Annotated in this window: 15 protein-coding genes; all 15 read left to right on the top strand. The window is 47.3% G+C overall.

Features of this window, described 5'->3' with window-relative positions; translation table 11 throughout:
• The first annotated feature begins 246 nt into the window (after nt 1-246).
• The 15 genes from OEL83_16720 to OEL83_16650 all read left to right on the top strand — a co-directional run bounded on the left by OEL83_16720 (nt 247) and on the right by OEL83_16650 (nt 19,301).
• Entirely contained in the window at nt 247-2,091 is a 1,845-nt protein-coding gene (locus OEL83_16720; protein ID MDK9708688.1) for an ABC transporter ATP-binding protein/permease, read from the top strand.
• Nucleotides 2,092-2,561: 470 nt separating this feature from the next.
• Nucleotides 2,562-2,885, top strand: coding sequence for a hypothetical protein (locus OEL83_16715; GenBank protein ID MDK9708687.1), 324 nt, complete (start codon nt 2,562-2,564; stop codon nt 2,883-2,885).
• The gene (locus OEL83_16710) at nt 2,882-4,090 is read left to right on the top strand and encodes a glycosyltransferase (GenBank protein ID MDK9708686.1); all 1,209 of its coding nucleotides are present in this window, start codon (nt 2,882-2,884) and stop codon (nt 4,088-4,090) included. Before OEL83_16715 ends, OEL83_16710 begins: the two co-directional genes overlap by 4 nt.
• A gap of 161 nt (nt 4,091-4,251) precedes the next feature.
• Entirely contained in the window at nt 4,252-5,493 is a 1,242-nt protein-coding gene (locus tag OEL83_16705; protein MDK9708685.1) for a hypothetical protein, read from the top strand.
• A gap of 200 nt (nt 5,494-5,693) precedes the next feature.
• Nucleotides 5,694-7,007: a glycosyltransferase gene (locus tag OEL83_16700; GenBank protein MDK9708684.1), complete on the top strand. Its 1,314-nt coding sequence runs from the start codon at nt 5,694-5,696 to the stop codon at nt 7,005-7,007.
• 288 nt (nt 7,008-7,295) lie between these two features.
• Nucleotides 7,296-7,910 carry an FkbM family methyltransferase gene (locus OEL83_16695; protein ID MDK9708683.1) on the top strand — a complete coding sequence of 205 codons (615 nt, stop codon included), beginning with the start codon at nt 7,296-7,298 and terminating at the stop codon, nt 7,908-7,910.
• A 616-nt stretch (nt 7,911-8,526) separates the two neighbouring features.
• Nucleotides 8,527-9,576, top strand: coding sequence for an IS630 family transposase (locus OEL83_16690; protein MDK9708682.1), 1,050 nt, complete (start codon nt 8,527-8,529; stop codon nt 9,574-9,576).
• Between the two features lie 250 nt (nt 9,577-9,826).
• Nucleotides 9,827-10,849, top strand: coding sequence for a hypothetical protein (locus OEL83_16685; protein MDK9708681.1), 1,023 nt, complete (start codon nt 9,827-9,829; stop codon nt 10,847-10,849).
• 267 nt (nt 10,850-11,116) lie between these two features.
• Nucleotides 11,117-12,007, top strand: coding sequence for an FkbM family methyltransferase (locus OEL83_16680; protein ID MDK9708680.1), 891 nt, complete (start codon nt 11,117-11,119; stop codon nt 12,005-12,007).
• Between the two features lie 257 nt (nt 12,008-12,264).
• Nucleotides 12,265-13,182, top strand: a complete 918-nt coding sequence (locus tag OEL83_16675) for a glycosyltransferase family 4 protein (GenBank protein ID MDK9708679.1) — start codon at nt 12,265-12,267, stop codon at nt 13,180-13,182.
• 116 nt (nt 13,183-13,298) lie between these two features.
• The gene (locus OEL83_16670) at nt 13,299-14,435 is read left to right on the top strand and encodes a glycosyltransferase family 4 protein (protein ID MDK9708678.1); all 1,137 of its coding nucleotides are present in this window, start codon (nt 13,299-13,301) and stop codon (nt 14,433-14,435) included.
• A 1-nt stretch (nt 14,436) separates the two neighbouring features.
• Nucleotides 14,437-15,345 carry an NAD-dependent epimerase/dehydratase family protein gene (locus OEL83_16665; protein MDK9708677.1) on the top strand — a complete coding sequence of 303 codons (909 nt, stop codon included), beginning with the start codon at nt 14,437-14,439 and terminating at the stop codon, nt 15,343-15,345.
• 29 nt (nt 15,346-15,374) lie between these two features.
• Nucleotides 15,375-16,490, top strand: a complete 1,116-nt coding sequence (locus OEL83_16660; protein MDK9708676.1) for a glycosyltransferase family 4 protein — start codon at nt 15,375-15,377, stop codon at nt 16,488-16,490.
• Between the two features lie 517 nt (nt 16,491-17,007).
• A complete protein-coding gene (locus tag OEL83_16655; protein ID MDK9708675.1) occupies nt 17,008-18,180 on the top strand; it encodes a glycosyltransferase family 4 protein in 1,173 nt (390 codons plus the stop codon).
• 11 nt (nt 18,181-18,191) lie between these two features.
• Nucleotides 18,192-19,301: a hypothetical protein gene (locus OEL83_16650; GenBank protein ID MDK9708674.1), complete on the top strand. Its 1,110-nt coding sequence runs from the start codon at nt 18,192-18,194 to the stop codon at nt 19,299-19,301.

Genomic DNA, 19,301 nt, shown 5'->3' with positions numbered 1-19,301 from the left:
ATGAGCACGCAACCTATCTCCTTGGGGTATACCCCCCAATGGAGAGTTTCTGGGGCCCTCAAAAGCCAAGCTGTTTCATCACAGAAACTACACCTCAAAGAATTAGGTTGAAATAGAGCTGTTTGAATAACATAGAGATTATTTATAATCGACAATGAATAAAGTAAAGACTTGGATATTGTTCACAAGATACTTTTGAAAGAGAATATTTAGAGAAAAAAATACTGAGAGGTCTGGTATCCACTATTGAAGACCGACCTCAGAAGACCAGCCACTCACCAAACGCTAACTCAATACACCCAAATGCTAGCTTTAATCCGGAAAGTTCTGGCGCTCCTCTCTCCCAGAGAGCGTCGCCAGAGCTACCTATTGTTCATTATGAGTCTCATTGTAGCCTTATTAGAGGTAATTGGCATTGCCTCGATTATGCCGTTCATGGCAGTGTTGGTTAACCCGGATATGGTCAAGGACAACGTTTACCTGAACACCGTTTATTCCGCGCTCGAATTTACCGATCCGGGGCGGTTCCTTCTTTTTCTCGGAGTTATGGTGTTCGTTGCTCTCATCATCTCCATCTCTTCTAAAGCGTTCACGACGTGGGCAATTTCTCATTTCACGCAGATGCGTGAATATTCGGTCGGTCGCCGACTTCTGGCAGGTTATTTGCGGCAGCCTTACGAATGGTTTCTCAACCAACATAGCGCGGATCTTGGTAAGAGTGTGTTGAGTGAGGCGCAATTGGTAGTGAGAGGTGCTCTGGTGCCACTCATGGAATACCTGGCTCGCATCACTGTCGTTGTTGCGGTTCTTCTGCTGCTGGTAGTAGTAAACCCGATTGTTGCTTTAGTGGTTGGTATTGCCATGGGCGGCGCCTATTCCATGATTTATATCGGACTGCGTCGGATGCTTGACCGCGTAGGAACCGAACGCGTGGCAGCCAACGAGAAACGTTTCAAGGTGGTTAGTGAAACCTTTGGTGGCATTAAGGAGCTTAAGCTTGGTGCATTGGAAGATGTTGCACTTAGGCGTTTTGATGGGCCAGCTCAACGCTTCGCACGTACGCAAGTCCTGGCGTATGTCATGGGAATTTTACCGCGCTATGCGCTCGAGATTATCAGCTTCGGCGGTATTCTGATTTTGACGCTTTTCCTGATGCGTAGCGGAAACGGCCTGCAAGACACTCTTCCAATGATTGCGCTCTATGCGCTGGCGGGCTATCGTTTGATGCCCGCACTACAGGAATCCTATCGCACTGCTACATCGCTCCGATTCTCTGGACCTGCATTGGATCGCCTCCATGGCGATCTGCAGGCCCTTGCGGCTGAGGAGGTTTCTGATTCTAATTCGAGTCAGAGAATGATTCCAGAGCGGAGGATTCAATTAAAAGATGCCACCTATAGCTACCCGAACGCTCCACGTCCTGCTGTGGCTGGACTGAATCTCGAGATTCAGGCAAACAAAACAGTTGGCCTGGTAGGCAGGACAGGCTCGGGAAAGACCACAGCTGTCGATCTCATTCTCGGTCTATTAAAACCACAATGTGGCGCTTTGTATGTGGATGGTGCGGAGATCACTCAAGAGAATCGCCGCTCATGGCAACGCACGCTCGGCTATGTGCCCCAGCAGATATTCCTCGCCGACGATACCGTGGCTGCCAACATCGCATTCGGCATAGAGAAGGAGCAGATCAATCAGGAGGCTGTCGAGTATGCGGCCAGCGTTGCGAACCTGCATGAGTTTGTAACCCGGGAACTTCCTATGGGCTATCAAACGTTCGTCGGCGAGCGTGGTACTCGTCTTTCCGGCGGACAGCGCCAGCGCATTGGAATAGCACGCGCACTTTATCATCAACCAAAGGTTTTAATACTTGATGAAGCAACCAGCGCACTCGACAATCTCATGGAACAAGCTGTTATGGAAGCCGTGCAAAACCTGGCCGGTGAAATCACCATCATCATGATCGCCCACCGCTTGAGTACGCTGCGCGATTGCGACAGTATCTGTGTTCTCGAACATGGTCGAATTGTGGATGAAGGAAGCTTTGATGAACTTACCCAAAAGAACGAACAGTTTCGTATTTTCATACACTAAGGAGGTATCAGTCCTTCAAGCAAACGTTTTTCTATTTATTGATCAAAGGTGCAGCGTCTTTAGAGGTAAATGCTATAATAGCAAGAGTGATCCAAGCGATGTTGGTAAATCCATATTGAGTCTGGACTGTATGATGCAAGCACATGAATGAAAAGAGTGACACCATAGGCTTGAGACGAGGCCGAGATGTCAATGTGAGTTCCAGGTTGAATCGGGTGTCTGCGTGGAATGTTTTGCGCGTTCGTGTCAGGGAAGCGGCTGCCGTGGCGTCGACACTTATCAACAGACTCAACTCATGGCTTGCTGGGGTAGAGTTGGGGCGTGGTTGTAAATTCTATGGACTCACCACGTTTCAAAAGGCTCGCAATGCCTCCATTCGGTTTGGGGACCGCTGTGTGTTTCGTTCTTCTCCCCACGCGAATCTAATCGGAATTAACCGGCCTTGCATCATCTCTGCTCAGGATGGTGCGATGCTTACGGTAAGCTCGGATTGTGGGTTTAGCGGAACCGTGATCGGCTGCTTCCTCGAAATCACAATCGGGACCCATGTTCGCTGCGGTGCGAATACTCTGATCACCGATGGGGATTGGCATCCGGATGATCCACGTGCCGGAGCCCCGAAACCAATCCATATCGGAGACCATGTTTGGCTCGGGGTGAACGTGATCGTAATGAAAGGCGTGAGCATTGGCCGCAATAGCGTGATTGGCGCAGGAAGCATCGTGACCAGGGACATTCCGGAGAACGTGATTGCGGCAGGCAACCCCTGCCGAGTGATCAAGGGTCTGTTATGAAGATCCGCATTGTAACATTAGCGAGCTTTCCTGAAGGTCTTGCAGCAACATCGCGGATTCGTTGCTATGCGAAAGCGCTACAGGAGCAAGGCGATGACGTAGAGGTGGTTTCACCAAAAAACATTCATCTTCTTCCCGGACGGTGCTGGTTATTCGAGGGTGAGAGTGAAGGCATTCGGTTCAGGTTGCTTTGTAACCGGGAAGCCAAGGGTGGCCTGTGGAAGCGGTACCTGCGTGCCTATATGGAACCGATTGTGCTTTCGTTGTACACCATCGCCACAATGTGGCAATGTGATGTATTTTTCATTTATGCCAACACGGCGATGTCACGCTTTCTTATGATGCTGCTTCTGAGAGTTGGAGGCAAAAAGATCGTTCTCGAACTCAATGAATATCCGTACGCCACCGAAGGAAGCAGGATTACGCGCCTTCCAGGTGTTAGCTACTTTCTTCGCGCCTTCGTCCTGCATGCCGTTTTCCCACTCGCTAATGGGTTTATTGTGATTTCACAGGCACTGGAGGATGTCGCTAAAAGATATGCACCTAAGACGAAGAAAATCCTAGTTCCTATTCTGACTGAGCATCTTCCCTCTCCCTCTCCTAAGCGCAAGGCCGGAACGGAAGAAGTCTATTTATTTCATGCCGGATCATTGTCGGAGCAAAAGGATGGTATCTTAGCGGTCTTTGATGCCTTCTCGATGGCACATCAAATGCTTAACGAACAATATGGGATTCGATTAAAATTTTTTCTCACTAACAAGGTCACTCAATCTTCAACATGGGAAGGGATTGTGAGGATTTTGGCGAAACACGGACTCCATGATGCCATTGTTATCACAGGTTTCTGCCCGGAGAGGAACCTGCAGGGGTTAATGTCTGGGGCGCTCGCCCATATCATAAATAAACCGAAAAGCTTTCAGAATCATTACAATTTTCCTACGAAACTCGGCTCCTGTCTGGCTTCAGGTAGACCTGTGATCTTTGCAGCGGAGGGTTTGGAGGCGAATCGCTATCTGGTGGATGGGGATAATGCATTCGTGGTGGCGCCAGATGACAGCGAAAAAATGGCAAAAGCAGTAGTACGTTGTTACCATGAACGAGAGCTTGGGGCGAATATTGGGAAACGGGGGATGGAGACGGTGGAGCAGCATTTTCACTACGGTCGGCATGCCTTGAGAATGAATAAATTCATTCGGTCACTTTAATACGTCTATGAAAATGAATACCACATTTAATGGGATCCAGAGTGAAATGCTTGTCCATTAAATCCGGGCTCTTCCATCTAGGAGTCGCGTTTCTGCTTCTTCCAGGATATTTTTTTCTGGGACCTCAATTCAAATTTCTTATGATCCCCTACGTTCTGTATATGCTGTTTACTGTGAAGGCAACTTATTTTCCAGCGTTGCTTTTGCATTTTTTACCCGGCACTCTGGTGTCGCAGACGATTCTACTGGGGTGTGCCATATTACCGCTTTTCAAATGGCGAGACCTGCAGCGATACCGTATTCAGGCTTTGTATGTTGTCACTGTGTTGCCGATGGCTCTTCTTGGGTATGTCGCAGTACAGAAATTCTTCGCACTTGGATACTCATTAACCGAAATTGGGGTGGATCTGGCGTTGTATCTTGGTTTGTTTGGATTTTTCTACGGGGTGTTGATTGCGGAGCAGGTGAATCAGGTCGTGATCGAGAGAGTGTTATGGATTCTACTGACCTGCGTGCTGGTTCATGCAAGCGGCTTAGTGGAAGCATACATTCGATACTATTTTTTGGCGCTGCCAATATTGACGGTGGTTGCGGTGGCCTCTTTAATTGGTAGTCAAAAAAAAATAGTCTCCAGGCCTTTAATCATTTCACCGTTACTTTTTGCCCCACTAATGGTGTTTGGGCGTCTTGAAGTGACGTTCACACTTTTGTTGACAGTGTTGGTGGCGTTATTAATCATTTTGTCAAATAGATTTTGGCGAGATTTCTTTTTGGGAATTTCAACAGGTAAAGTGCTATGTGGAGTTGCAATTTCGGTTATGTTCTATGTGATGATAACCGCGGGCGAGCGCGGAGCCTCGGGTTATCTAGCTAGCAACCTACGTGATGTCGAATCATGGAGCGATATCTTTTCAGCATTGGAATTTAAAGCGTTTGGTGATCGAGGCGTTTTGTGGACTGGAACTTGGGAGACGTTGGTTTATGCTAATAATGTCTTTCCTCCTATTCATCCGCCATTGGTTGAGTTTAAACCGTTGCGTGGCTCAATGCAAGAAGTTACATATGGTGCCCATAATATCGGTCTCGAGCTACTCAGACAATATGGATTCGCTGTTGGGTTTGTCGGTATCTCTCTCTACTTGTTGATGGTCGGGCATGCAGGCAAGATATTTATGTCGCGTAGTTCAAATTATCTTTCTATGACGGTAGGGGCTGTTGTGATGGCCAATGCGGTTGTGGGTGGTTTAGTGGGGCAATTCGTTCTGATGAATAACTTCAGTTACCTACTAATGGGTCTATTAGGTGTCGTTTTTGGGCAGTCGAGCTCTGGAGAGAGGTGGCCCTTCCGGAGGGGCGATAAGGCAAATGGAACGAAAGCTGTAACATTTATTATGAAGAGATAGGTTGTTCTTCATTGTGTCATGTGTACTGTTTTTTTATTATTAAGACGGTCATTGGTTGCCGGACATATCTTTCAAGATTTTGCAGCACGATCAGCGCTTTTCAGGGAGTAGCAACTGCTTTTGTGTCTGGCAATCAACGTACTCCTTAATAAGTATCAATATGATATGTCGGCAGATTTTCTGTTGTTGACGCTGAGCCTATGAATGTGATGAATATGGATGTATTATGGTTTGTAAACAAACCCATTACACCAACAATGGTTGAGGCTCATAAAAATTCAGGCACTGGTGGATGGCTAGAGGGTTTAGCAAGCATTGTCTGCGCTGATGTGACACTGAGTGTGGCTTATGTCGATCCATACGGTCCGGCCGAAATAAAAAGCGACTTCTTAACCTGTTATGCGATAAGGCCACGAGCGTGGCGCACCCGGCTTCTGGCACGTTCATTATTTAACGTAGGTCATGATGATGGGCCGATACTGGATCAGGCAAGGGAAATTGTAGAAAAGGTGCGTCCGGATCTTATTGACATTCACGGGACAGAGAAGGCTTTCGGAGGGCTAATGCCGGAAGCTCGCTCAAAAGGTATTCCAGTGCTTTTGACGTTACAGGGGATTCTTGGATCTTTTCAAAGACATATCCAAGGTGGATATGATGACTTGTTTTTGCGTACCTTTTTCTACGACTATGGTGGAAGCTTGCAGTCCTTGTTTCCCAAGCGGGTAGCCAATCACAAAAGACACGTACAAAAACAAGCGATACGAGAGCACCTTTACATCAGACAGGCGGAGTTTATTTCTGGCCGTACACAATGGGATCGGCGAATTTCGATGCTAATTAATCCTCCCTGTCATTATTTCCATGTAGATAGAGCTTTGCGGACTGATTTCTATAAAAACAGATGGTTATCGCCGAATCCATCAGAACCGTTTCGTGTTCATACCACATTGGGAGACTCTCTGATGAAGGGCTTTGACGTGCTCGCCGAAGCGGCGGCGCTTCTTGATGAGAATGACATCCCTGTCGAGTGGTCTATTGCGGGTATTTCATCCAGCTCTATGTCCGTGAAAGCGGCACGGAAGAAAATGGGAGTCCGTTTTCCAGATCGATCATTTCAATTATGTGGGCGCTTGAATCCAGAATCGTTAATCCGGAAAATGTGTGAAGCTCATGTATATGTGATGGCCTCATATATGGAAAATAGCCCGAATAATTTAGCGGAGGCGATGTGTTTGGGCATGCCTTGTGTGGCTACGCTGGCTGGCGGAAGCGGTTCGTACATTCGGGATGGAGAGGACGGAATATTAGTCCAGCCTGGGGATCCTCTTGGTTTGGCGGGCGCTATTGCTCAACTAAAGAATGATCCTGGGTTTGCTCGTGCATTGGGTGAGTGTGCGCGTGAAAGGGCACTGAAAAGGCATTCCCCGGAGCTAGTCAAGAAACAACTACTTGGTGCGTATAAAGAGATTCTTGCTTCTAAGCAGGAATCTGAAATGCCACGGCCCGTGGTGTAGGTTTTGTAAAAGGATAACTTCATACACGGATAATGAGGTGGTAAGATGCGCTTTGAATTGGCTAAAAGGTATGTTTATGGGGTTGGGACTTCACTCCTTAGGCATGCGACGGGGAGTGGTTGGGAGAGATGGTTTCGGATCCTCAACACGATTATCTTTCGTTACCCAGTTACTGCTTCTTACATAAGCGCAAACGATTCTATTTTAGTGTTGGAATCAAATGTCAATTCTATCGAGATTAGCAGGCCCGAGAGAATACATAGATTTTCGAAAGGAGTGGCGCATAGATTGTCGACGCTGGCTTCCGAATACATGCTTGCGGAGGTTGGATTGCAACCAGAAGATGTTGTAATAGATATCGGAGCGAATATTGGTGAGGTCTCCAAATTCGTTTGTGAGACTTATCGGGCTAAAGCTATCGGAATTGAGCCGGATCAGAAGGAGTTCCAGTGTCTACTTCGCAACACATCGCATGAAAGATATCTAGCCTTGAACTTAGCGCTCTGGGCGGAAAGTGGCGAGAAAGAGATATTTTTTAAAAATAATACGAGTGATACATCACTGATTGAGCCAAGGGATTTTGAACGTAAAAGCACTATATCCGTATTCAGTTTAGATGATGTCATGGCCAGAGATGATGTATCGAATTTTGTTGATGGTGCTGTCATTAAGTTGATTAAACTTGAGGCTGAAGGGGCGGAGCCAGAAATTTTAAGAGGTGCTGTGAAGACCTTGGCTCGAACGAGATTCATTAGCGTGGATTGTGGGCCTGAAAGAGGCATAAACGAAGAGACGACTGTAGTTGAGGTGATTCGACTGCTTCACACAAAAGGGTATTCGATTGTCGGTTATTTTGCCAAAAGATCAATTTTATTATTTAAAAACGATAAGATCTCCAACTAGGGAGCGGTTATGAAATTGGTTTTTTTGAATAGGACTCTAAATGGAGTAAGTTGAATAAATAGACACCAAAGTTTTGAAAATATATTAGTAGGCAAAACGGAAGTGCTATCCATGGAAGAAATCACTCAAGGCCGGTACATGAAAGAGTTCCGGGAAGAAGCAGAAGTGACTCTATCTTGTCGGACACAGGAGTTTGTGTGATCGGGATTCGTAGGTTGACCATGGCTACTGGCATGACGAAGAATCTGGTCAGCCATCTTTTTTCGAGGGAACGCCAAATGTCCTAGAGCCGGGCTTATCCTCCACAAGGATCGTGGGAGCCATTACTATACACATGATTACAGGAAATTACTTGACCAGTTCAAGATGCGGTCCACGAGAGGCTGGAAAACTGTTACGATAACACCCCCTGGTGAGTCTTTGAGGAACACTGAAGACCGACCTCGTTATTTATCGTCATTATAAAATCTGGCAAGAGGCCGTCCAGGAGATTACAGAATACATTAAGCTTTTCCACAACCTACAATTCACCAGGAAAAACTTGGCTTCCTTCCCCCCTCGTCTGTTCTTTTATTAATTAGTTCATTAATTAGCGTACATATGTTATACTCCGTTCATGAATGAACTTGACGGCAGAAAAATTGATCGAAAGGCGCTGGAAGAGATTCGCATCAGAGCTGTAAAGCGAGTTGAGGCCGGTGAGAGCCCTGAGGTAGTTATCAAAGCCCTGGGGCTCACCCGGCCTCGCATCTATGAATGGATTGCGAAGTATAGAGAAGGCGGCATAGATGCTCTTCGCAGGCGCAAGGCGCCCGGCAAGACTCCGAAACTTGCTGGTCACCATCTGAAGAAGATTTACAAGTTGGTTGTGGGGGCTGATCCTCGGCAACTGAAATTTGAGTTTGCACTGTGGACTCGCGGCATGATCCGTGAGTTGATCAAGCGAGAGTTCGGTGTTCGACTGAGTGAAGTCTCGGTTGGCCGTTTGCTGAAGAAAATTGGTTTGAGCCCACAACGTCCCCAGCGACGTGCCTTTCAGCAGGACGAGCTGCTGGTTGTTGAATGGATGGCTAAGGATTTTCCTGAAATTCAAAAACTTGCCCGTGAACAGAAGGCTGAGATTTTCTTTGGCGACGAATCTTCTGTGCGTTCTGATTATCACTCTGGCACCACCTGGGCGCCACGAGGGGAAACACCCGTGGTAAAGACCACAGGAGCCAGGCATAGAGTGAATTTGATCTCTGCCATCAATCAGCGCGGCGTCATGCGTTTCATGGTTACCGAAGACAACGTGAACTCCTCGGTTTTTATCACATTTCTTAAGCGACTTATTGCCGGGGCCTCGCAGCCGATCTTTTTGATTATTGATAACCACCCTGTCCATCGATCCACTGAGGTTCGTGACTTTGTCAAGAACACGCAAGGCAAACTGAGACTCTTCTATTTGCCTCCGTATTCTCCCGAGTTGAATCCCGATGAACATGTCTGGAATTATTTGAAAAATCATAAGATCGGCAGGCAAACCACTAAAAATGGATGGGAACTATACAAGAGAGTTGATGGCATCATGCGATCTCTACAGAAACTACCAAGTAAGATACAATCATTCTTTAGGCATCCAATGACCAAATACACTTTAATGTTCGGCAATCAATGCACGGCTTAATATATTGAATTAATAAACAGAAAAATAGCACTAGTTGATTTCGTGATCACAATTGACGTCCCGCCTCAGTCACTGCTGTTTAAGAAAAATTCATGGGGATAAAGTGTGGCCTTTGTTATTATTCGATAGTCCCCTGAAATTGTTTTCGATAACCAAAAGACTCTTGGCTCGAAATGCGCTTAACGCCCTTGGATGGCGTTCCAGTCGTAGGATTGTGGTTATTGAATCCGATGATTGGGGAAGCATCCGTATGTCGTCGCCAGAAGCTTATCGGGCCTTGTTGCAAGCAGGACAGAAAGTCGATGTTGACCCATATAATCGTTACGATGCCTTGGCCAGTGAAGATGATCTCAGTCTCCTGTTTGAAGTATTAACGTCTTTCTATGACAAGCGCGGGAATTCTCCCGTCATTACTGCCAATACCGTTGTTGCCAATCCGGATTTCGAGAGGATAAGGGAAAGCGATTTCAAAGTATATTACTACGAACGCTTTACCGAAACACTGCAAAGATACCCCTGTCATCGGCGCTCGTTCAGTTTATGGCGTGAGGGGATGGCTAACCGTATCTTTTATCCGCAGTTTCACGGTCGTGAACATGTGAACGTCGGTCAGTGGATGGAGGCGCTGAGCACCCAGCGAAAAGAGTTTTTGCAGGCTTTCAATCATCACCTGTTCGGGGTGTCCATGGGGAACCCGATTTCCAAAAGGAAGAATTTAATGGCTTCCCTGGATTACAAAACTAATGAGCAGAAGGAAAAACTCCGTGAAATGTTGGAGGATGGCACTCGAATATTTGAAGAAATTTTTGGCTACAGGTCGCGGTCATTCATCGCTCCTTGCTACCTATGGGACACCGATATTGAGCCTTTGTTGAACACTCTTGGGGTGTCCTTTTTACAGGGCATACCCTTTCAGTATCAACCTTCCCTCGAACGTCAATTCAGGAAAAAGTACCATTTTACTGGTCAGCAAAACCGAGACGGCCAGATTTTCCTGGTCAGGAACTGTTTCTTTGAACCAAGTCTCATGGAAGGCATCGATTGGGTTGACGAGTGCCTGAAGCGCATCCAGACTGCTTTCCGATGGTCGAAACCGGCCATTATTGGCTCCCACCGGCTTAACTACATCGGATTTATTGATGTGCGGAACCGGGATAAAAATCTTAAACTGCTCAGGGAACTCCTGCGGCGCATAATACACAATTGGCCAGATGTCGAATTCATGCACACTGAACAATTGGGTAGACTGATTGAACATTCTAAAAAGCCTTAATCAGTTTGTTGTTGAGTACAATTTGTGATGACGCTAAGTAAAATGGGACATAGTCAAGATGGGGTCTTCATCAGGGGAAATGTCTGACAGGAAGAGACTGTCGGAAGATTTTGGAGGATGTATTCTTGTAAAAAGATGTTGGTTTACTTCAATTAAGCGATTCTCAAGATGCAGTAAGATCTGAAATATTTAAAGCGTAGCCATGCTTTAAAAGATGTTCTGGTATAGTTTTAAAGGATGACTTGGATTGTAAAAGAAGGAAGTCGGATGTATTTATTTAATATCATTAAGCTAATAGCAAATCACCCGTTAAACCGTGGGCACAAGCTCAGTTCTGTTATCCATTTTATAAAGTGGCAGATTGGAAGTAGGTTGGTTTCAGGGGCAATTGTCTATGACTGGGTTAATGGCTCGAAGTTTTTGGTCAGAAACGGAGAAACAGGTTTAACCGGCAATATTTACGTTGGCCTCCACGAGTTTCCAGATATGGGATTTCTGCTCCATTTCTTACGAGCCGAAGATCTTTTTGTTGATATTGGTGCAAACGTTGGCTCATATACCATTCTTGCGTGTGCTGCTGTTGGATCAAGAGGCGTTGCATTCGAGCCCGTTCCAAACACTTACAAGAGATTAGTCGAAAACGTGCGCCTTAACCATTTGGAGGAAAAAGTAAAATGTATAAACAAAGGTTTAGGCGTTCAACAAGGAACAATAACTTTCACCAGCGATAGTGACACTATGAATCACGTGCTTGCGTTTGGTGAGCAATGTGACAACACCATTAACGTTGAGGTGGCTGCAGTGGATACCGCTCTACAAGGTGAGTTGCCATCACTGATAAAGATTGACGTTGAAGGATATGAAACTTCAGTCCTTAACGGTTCACAAAAAATCTTAAACAACCAGATGTTGCATGCAGTGATTATGGAGTTAAATGGAAATGGCTCGCGTTACGGATTCGATGAATCCCAAATTATTGACTTGATGTATAATTACGGTTTTGAAACATTTTCATACAACCCATTCAGCCGAACACTCATTAACCTTAACGGAAAGAACTCTGGGTTAGGGAATACTTTATTTATCCGCAACAAATCATTTGTTGTTGATAGATTAAAAACGGCACCAAAGGTAACTGTCCATGGATGGGAGTTCTAAAATATCATCCAATAGGGCGCTTGAATTTTTGATAATTTTTCTATCCTCCACTAGAGGGGATCGAAACAATGAACAGTTGCCAGGCCCGCATATTTGAATGCAAAAGGCCAGCGCATTTTTTTAAGCAAACCCTAGGTAAATAGATGAAAGAATGCAGGGCTCTCACTATCGGATTTCCACATAAACCTCAGAGGCATGGAGGGCCTGGTAGCTTCCAGATACGATTTGAAAAGGCCCTTAAGAATATGGGTTGGATAGTGGTATATCTTGAGGATAACGTTACACCGGATGTGGTGTTTGTGGTTGGAGGAACAAAAAGATTGATCTGGTTGTGGCGATTGAGAAATAAAGGTGTGCCTATAGTGCATAGGCTTGATGGAATGAACTGGCTCCACCTGAAGATCCAGACCAGTATGAAGCAATGGTTACTCAACGAAACAAGGAACCTGCTCATGCAGACCATCCGTTCCTTTTTTGCCGACGCCGTCATTTACCAAAGTAAATTTGTCCTGGACTGGTGGCACCGGAAAGGCTTCTTTTCCCGAGCCATGGAAACCGTTATACACAATGGCATCGATCTGGACACCTTCGTCCCTCACGCCCGATCGCCGGGTGCGCCGGTATCGCTCCTTTGCGTGGAGGGTAACCTCGATTATTCTCCATACGCGATTGATCTGCTGAATTACCTGCAGGACCGGCTGATTGAGCATTCGAACTACAAATCTCTTATTCTGTATGGCAGTTTTCAGGATAACCGCAATCGGCTGCGGCTTTCCCCTCAAATCGATTACCGTGGCGTGGTTACCCGGTCGGAACTGCCCTCTGTCTATAAGGAGGCTGTGTACTTGTCTCTGGATGTGAATGCCGCCTGCCCAAATACTGTGATTGAAGCGTTGGCTTGTGGCATCCCCGTGATTGGTTTCGACACAGGAGCGTTGAGGGAACTGGTACCATCGCAAGCAGGAGCTGTTGTCCCCTATGGTTCGAATCCCTGGAACTTGGATTATCCTGATTTTGATGCCCTGGTTGTTGCCGCAAAAAGAGTGCTTAATGGCTGGGAACGAATCGCTCGGGAGGCGCGCAGGGTGGCGGAAGAAAGGTATGGATTGCCGTATATAACGCAACAATACCTTTCGGTCATTAACGCGTGCTATTCTCTGGGGAGGTTGAAATGAACACTGGGGTAAACAATGCATCGGGTAAACAAAATTAATGATTTGGTAATACAGGCGCCACGGTATGTCTTTTTCGTTGTTCAATGTTCATTGACGCAATTTCCCTTAGGCAACCAATGGCAGTGACCACGGTTTACTATTTTACTAACATCGCTCCTCATTATCGGCAGCGGCTTTGGGAACTGCTCGCCACCCAAAACGATTTAGAATTCCACTTCTTTTTCGGCAAACCTATGGCCAAGGGAATTGTCGAAATGGATTTCAGTCAGGAATTCTTTAAATCAAAGTCTTGTGTTTTGCACAACTTGATTAATATAAGGTTGAAAAACAATGTGATTGTCTGGCAGATCGGGGTCATCCGGCACTGCTTTCGCAATAAACCCGATGCCGCGATCTTTCTGGGCGATATGAACATCCTTTCTACTTGGATTGCAGCGGCTATTGCTCGGCTGAATGGCATCCGGGTCGTGTTTTGGGGGCACGGCTTTTCGGGTAAGGAGTCCTGGCTCAAAAGGAGTCTTCGCATTACATTCAACCGGCTCGCCCATCACCACCTGCTTTACGGGCATCGGGCTATGGACATCATGAAACAGAATGGATTCGGAGATAAAACTCTATCTGTGATCTATAATTCGCTGCAGTATGAACAGCACCTAGCCACCCGAGCTGGCCATGGTAAGCAATGCAAGTTCGAACACCTGCCATTTTTCAAGAATCCCAATTTGCCGTTGCTCGTTTTCATTGGCAGACTGACTCCGGCCAAGAAGCTTAACTTGTTGATCGAAGCCCACAAGCGTCTGAATGCGGAGGTCTGCCGGTACAATCTGCTGATTATCGGTGATGGTGAGGAGAGGGCCTCCTTGGAAACGCTGGCTGGAGCCGATCCTACTGTGCATTTTTACGGTGCTTGCTACGTTGAACAGAAGCTAAGCGCGCTCCTGTGTCTAGCGGATCTGTGTGTTTCTCCTGGTAATGTTGGTTTGACCGCAATCCATTGCCTGAGCCACGGCACGCCGGTATGCACGCATGACAATTTTGCCAACCAGATGCCCGAGTTCGAGGCCATCATTCCCGGAGAAACCGGATTCTTTTTCCGGGAAAACGATGCGGAAGACCTGGCCGGGAGGATCCTGGATTGGTCCGTAAAAGATGTACTCCGGGATGTCGTGCGCCACAAATGCTATAGGGTTATTGATGAGAAGTATAATCCTTACTATCAATTGACGGTTTTTAAAAAAGTACTGAGTAAGTGATATGAATAACTATCTTATTGTTGGCAGCAAAGGGTTCATTGGAAAACATCTCGCCGGTTTTTTGCTAAAAAAAGGTCTTGCCGTGTGGGGCGCAGATGTCGTAGTGGACTATGAGGCGGGTGACCACTACTTCCTCATTGATGCGTCCAATGCCGATTTCCATGCCGTTTTTAAAGAACAGTCTTTCCATGTGTGTATCAACTGCTCGGGTGCGGCGTCTGTGCCGGATTCTCTGAAAAACCCCATGCGAGATTTCCAGTTGAATACTGCGAACGTGTTCAAGCTGTTGGATGCCATCCGCATATATCAGCCTCGTTGCCGGTTCATCAATCTGTCAAGCGCCGCTGTTTATGGTAATCCGCTTTCTTTGCCGATAAACGAGTCGGTGCACCTGGACCCGGTCTCACCTTACGGATTTCATAAGGAAATGAGCGAGCAAATCTGCTTAGAGTTCCATAGGCTTTTTCAATTAAATACCTGCTCCCTGCGCATTTTCTCAGCATTCGGGGAAGGGCTGAAAAAACAGCTTTTCTGGGACTTGTTCCTCAAAGCCAAAAAGAAAAAGCCTATCGAGCTATTCGGTACCGGCAGGGAGAGCCGGGATTTTATCTATATCCGTGATCTGTGTCGGGCCATTTACTTTGTCTCCCTACACGGTGATTTCAATGCTCAGTGCATCAACGTGGCCAACGGCCGCGAAGTAACGATTGAAGAAAGTGTGTCGGTCTTTTACGGTCTGTTCGATTATCCGGTCGAATACCAGTTCTCCGGTCAAACCCGAGCAGGTGACCCTATCAACTGGGTTGCTGATATCGGCATTCTCAGAAAACTGGGTTATGAAGCGCAGTACAGCCTTGTCGAAGGCTTGACAAACTATTACCAATGGGCATGCGAAGAAGACTCGAAATAGGTATACTTTTCAATTTCAGCAAGAACTGGTTGGGCGGGGTCTACTATATCCTGAACATTATCAAAACTCTTGACTCTCTGGACGAGAAGGACAAACCTCACATTTTCCTGTTTTACAATCAGGAACTGGCCGACTTTGTCCAGACCGTTAACTATCCCTACCTGACGGCCGTGTTGTGGAGGTTTCCGGGTGCGTACAAAGGAACCCTGGAATCTTGGTTGACCGGGAAAAACAGATTTGTAAACGACATCGTGCAGAAGTATCCACTAGATGGGCTTTTTCCGGTGATGGATCATCCGGTAGCTGCTCAGCGTCTCTCCAGGCATAATATTCGGCTCGTATCTTGGTACGCGGATCTGCAGCACCGGCACTATCCGGAATTCTTCTCTGGAAAACAACGCTTTCTGCGCGAATTACGCCTGAAGCTTATGCTGAAAAATACGGAACACTTGGTCGTTTCCAGCTGGGATGTGGCTGCTGATTTTGCCAGATTTTACCGTCTGAAGGCCAGCCTCAACGTGCATGTGTATCATTTCGTCTCAGTTATCGAACCATTCGACGGAGATGACATTCACAGTCTTCGTAACAGGTATGGCCTGCCGGAGGACTATTTCATCATCTCTAATCAGTTTCATAAACACAAGAATCATCGGGTTGTACTGAACGCCTTGACTAGGTTGATGAAAAGAGGAACCCCTATCCATTTGGCCATTACTGGTAAAGTACCCAATGACGAAAACTCAACCTATTTCGCTGAGCTTAAGACTATTATTAACGAACACGATATGCATGAGTTAGTTCATTTTCTGGGAGTCATCCCCCGGCACCACCAGTTGTGCCTGATGAAGTATTCCCGAGCCGTCATCCAGCCTAGTCTGTTTGAAGGTTGGAGCACGGTGATAGAAGATGCTAAATCCTTACAAGTGCCTGTGATCGCCTCCGATATACCGGTAAACCGCGAGCAGCTAGGTGATGCCGGCGTTTTCTTCGACCCGCATCGCGATGATCGACTTGCCGATGTTGTCGAGGTTTGTTCGAGGAAAAGGTCTGCTGGAATGCTTTACGAACCTTATGAAGACCGGGTCAAGGCGGCGGCAAATCGCTTCATTGAAATCTTTAGAGATCCGAAGGCGGTTTTAAAATAACTTTTGGTGTGTTGTATAGAGAAATGGAAGAAGAGATTCGTTTTTTGTCTAGGATTCTGGCTAGTTGATAATCGACATCACCAATATGTTTAATGGCAACATTAAAAATTCAAACGAGCTTTAAGCAGTAGAGCAAAAAAAACATAGGATTCGAGTTTATAGCGGTAATTAACAAATTATGATAATTTGGGTGAAAACCGTCTCTAACACGATCAGCGGTGCTTACTTTACCCGGCTGGCGATAATGTATCAATGTCTGCTGTTTTCTTGTTACGACTGACCTCGGTTTTGCATATACCATCTATACGGATGAGGCGCTCTATTTCGAGCCGCTGAGTGTGGGGCAGACAATGGCAAAGATTTTCAAACTTCATACGGCTTCACATTTGTGGGAAGGGATTGTCTCGGCGGGAAGAGAAAACTCGCACATTTCGGAATGTCCCTGGGGGCGTACAGAGGAATATTTGGCTCTATGTCGATAGATCGCGGAGCGCCTAGCACCCATGATGGAGGAAGGGTGATTACAACCAGGAGAATAGGGCGCAAGATCGTGATCATCAACCAGGCTGCCAACTACCTGACGGTCGGTTTCGCCAATGCTTTCAGCCAGTGCTTCGACAAAGTTGCGTTGATTACCGGCAGCGTTCACGTGCAGGGTGAGGAATTGAATTCGGATATTGAGGTTTGCTTGATCAACCGTTGGTACGAGCGGCCAGCTTACAAGAAGGTACTTTCTTTCACCCTTGCGTTGTCGTGGATATGGATTTTGTTGCTTACCCGGTATCGCAAGTACGAGGTCTTCTTTGTATCAGTGCCACCGATGGGCTATCTGCTGAACTTGGTTCTGCCGCACCTGTTTAGCATGGTGATCTGGGATGTGTATCCGGATACATTACGCATTACGGACATGAAGGAGACACACCCAGTATATCGTCTCTGGGTAACCTTGAATCGCTGCTCGTTTCGTAAAGCTTGGCGCATATTCACCATTAGCGAGGCGTTGGCAGAAAATCTCGCCCAATATGTGGAACGGCGCCGGCTGATCGTGCAGCCAATCTGGTCGATTTTTCAGGAGAATAGTCGCATTCCGGCTGAAGCGAATCCGTTTGTGCATAAACATGGGCTTAAAGGCCGGTTCGTAGTCCAGTATTCGGGCAACATCGGCGTTACGCATAATGTCGAGGTGTTGATCGATGTGGCCGAACGTTTGCTTGGCAAGGAGCGCATCCTTTTTCAGATAATCGGTAGAGGCCCTCGGCTGCCCAAGATCGAGCAGTTGATCCGTGAGCGCAACCTAGTCAACGTGCAGATGCTGCCGTTCCAGTCCGACGAGTTGTTCCCTTATTCGCTTTCGGCTGCACATTTGGGTGTGGTGAGCCTGCACGAATCAGTGAGTCGGGGCAGCGTGCCAAGCAAGGCCTACAATCTGATGAGTTTCGGTATCCCTGGATTGTATATCGCTGGGGTCGACAGTGAGCTGGCCCGCTATGCCCGGGAATACGAGCACGCCGGCTGTTTCGCCGCCAAAGATATCGACGGCATCGCCGAGTTCATTTGCGAGCTGGCCAACAACGAATTACTGTACAGGGCAATGCAAATTCATGCAGAGAATGCATCGAAGCATTTTCGACGAGGTAATGCCGACCGATTTGTAGATAGTTACCTCGCACCTAAGAAAGTAGATCAGTGAAAAGACAGTTGTTGGACAACCTGAAAAACATCCCCGGCTGGCATACACCAGAAAAACTGGTTGTGTTCTCTGTGGACGATTATGGGAATGTCCGTCTGGATTCGAAGACGGCGCGTGATCGGTTGGCGTCAAAAGGTGTTGGGCTACGGGGCCGATTCGATAATTTGGATGCTTTAGAGACGCAGCAGGATTTAGAGGGCCTGCTGGAAACGCTCTCCAGCGTGACTGACAGCTATGGGCGCCATGCGGTGTTCACGCCTTATGTTTTGTCCGCCAACCCGGATTTCGAGGCGATGGCGCAACAGGGCGCAGGCTATAGTTATGAACCTCTCTTTCGCACCTTCGAGCGGCTGGCCATAGACCAGGCAGGGGCCTACAAGGGTGCGTGGGCACTCTGGCAGGAGGGTGTTCGTTTGGGCTTGCTGAAGCCTCAGTTTCACGGGCGCGAGCATTTGAATGTTGAAGTGCTCGAACGGAAGCTGAAGGCGAATGACGAAGCGCTGAGGATCAACATAGAGAATCACTCGATGGCTGGGTTGAGTGATGAGCCGTCGTTGCCTGGGGTGGGTTTCACGCATGGTTTCGGTCTTTGGGATAGTTCCGAGATCACGCGCCATCGCGAAATCATTGCCGACGGCCTGCAGCTATTCGAAAAAATGTTCGGTTTCAGGCCGGAGACTTTTACACCTCCAGCTCAGAAATTGCACCCGGATCTCTATCCATTCGTTGAGGGGCAAGGCGTGCGCGCGATCGACAAGCCCCTCCACTGCGTGCGGCGGCTAAATCGAGACCGTACTGTTCGGGAATTCAACCTACTAGGGTGTCGCCGTGGCCAGGGGCACGTGTCCCTGGTACGTAACGTGGTGTTCGAACCCTCAAATGACCGGACTTTCGATTCCGTCGGTCACGCGCTGGGCCAAGTTGCAGCAGCCTTCCGCTGGCGAAAGCCGGCCATCATAAGCTCGCATCGCGTGAACTTCTGCGGCCACATCGAAGAAGACAACCGCAGGTTTGGGCTGGACGCGTTGCGCGAATTGTTGCGGAGCTTTGTCCAGCGATGGCCGGATGTGCGGTTTATCAGCGCAGATGAGTTGATAGAGAGGATCAATCCAACGATATGA

It is taken from the genome of Desulforhopalus sp., assembly GCA_030247675.1.
Classification (GTDB): domain Bacteria; phylum Desulfobacterota; class Desulfobulbia; order Desulfobulbales; family Desulfocapsaceae; genus Desulforhopalus_A.
Note: the sequence above shows the minus strand (reverse complement) of the source record. Positions and strands in the feature narration are given on the sequence as shown.